Here is a 1,083-nt window from a genome sequence, read left to right as displayed (position 1 = left end):
ACTCGATGAAGCCAAGTGACTTATCCAGAGCCAGCACCTTGAGTGGCGTATCGTAAAGCCGCTCATACAACTTACGTTTGATGGCAAATTCCTTTGTTTCCATGCCCTTGATGTCAATGATCTCGATGCTGCCGTCCAAATTATGAACCTCAAAATCTGCAATATATTCAATCTTCCGAAAAGTTTTGCCGTTCTTTTTGAATGCCTCTTGTAGCAGGAACCGTGGCTGCAGCTTAAAATCTTTTATCTGCTTGCTCACCTTGAGCCATTTCAGCTGCTCATAGTATTTGGCTTCGGCCCGGCTGTCGAACGTGATACCATCCACCTGTGTTTTTCTGGCGCCGTACTTATTTGCTGGCATGTGATGCCTCCAAAAGCTCAGGATTCTCGTAAATATTGCCGATGACTTCAAATCTTTCTCCACAAAATAGGGAATCACGAAGTGGGTGGGTCCGTAAATCTCCCAAATATCCAATTACACAGAAACAGCCATCATCAAAAACTACTTCTGCAGAGTTCTCGCTTCCATCAACTACAATATCCCCTTCATAAATCTCCCGGCCGTTCCTGTCCTTCAATCCGGTGTATTGTCTAACCTTTACCCTTGGATGAGCTAAATGCTCATGAAAAAGCTGTTTAATACTCTCCCAGTTATACATTTGTTCAGCATCTAAATCCCATGCCTGAAATTTAATTTCCCTCATTCTGCCGCCTCCATATCTCTGACTATTTCCTTATCGGCCCGTTTCCCCGTGCCGTCGTTACCTACCGTCAATGTGTTCCCAATGCTGAATCTGCTTCTCCTTGTACGGCGCCGTTAGTATAATGGCCGGCAGCAGCATCACCGCTTTAAGCACTCCGCATCAGCTCCATTTGTCTGATCTTTTCCTCAAGCACCTGGATAGCTGGTGTGAGGTCCTTGCCGCCCTTTTGTTCAGCAGGCCCGAACAAATACATTCCTTTGGATCCTATAACGTTCGTTTTCTCGTTCAATCCCAATCACCCAATCTATGATTTAATTCCATCCGGTTGCCCTGAATGATCACCGTGTAATACTTGCACATCTGGTAAATCCGTGACCCT

General features: G+C 45.4%; 3 protein-coding genes and 1 pseudogene. All 4 read right to left on the bottom strand.

What is annotated here, in order from left to right:
• The coding region (locus tag NSQ09_RS23050; RefSeq protein WP_341032889.1) for a DUF1064 domain-containing protein at nucleotides 1-361 on the bottom strand (361 nt) is incomplete at its 3' end.
• Complete coding sequence (locus NSQ09_RS23045; RefSeq protein ID WP_038428454.1) at nucleotides 348-704, bottom strand: YopX family protein; 357 nt, start codon at nucleotides 702-704, stop codon at nucleotides 348-350. The genes NSQ09_RS23045 and NSQ09_RS23050, both read right to left, overlap by 14 nt.
• Nucleotides 705-849: 145 nt before the next feature.
• Nucleotides 850-993, bottom strand: a complete 144-nt coding sequence (locus tag NSQ09_RS23040) for a hypothetical protein (protein WP_341032885.1) — start codon at nucleotides 991-993, stop codon at nucleotides 850-852.
• Nucleotides 990-1,083 (bottom strand): annotated as a pseudogene (locus NSQ09_RS23035) (ATP-binding protein); the annotation flags it as partial. The pseudogene NSQ09_RS23035 and the gene NSQ09_RS23040, both read right to left, overlap by 4 nt.

Origin of the sequence: Bacillus sp. FSL W8-1202 (assembly GCF_038006165.1) — a bacterium.
GTDB classification, from domain to species: domain Bacteria; phylum Bacillota; class Bacilli; order Bacillales; family Bacillaceae; genus Bacillus; species Bacillus subtilis.
The sequence above is the reverse complement of the archived record's forward strand: the minus strand, read 5'-3'. Positions and strand labels throughout refer to the sequence as shown.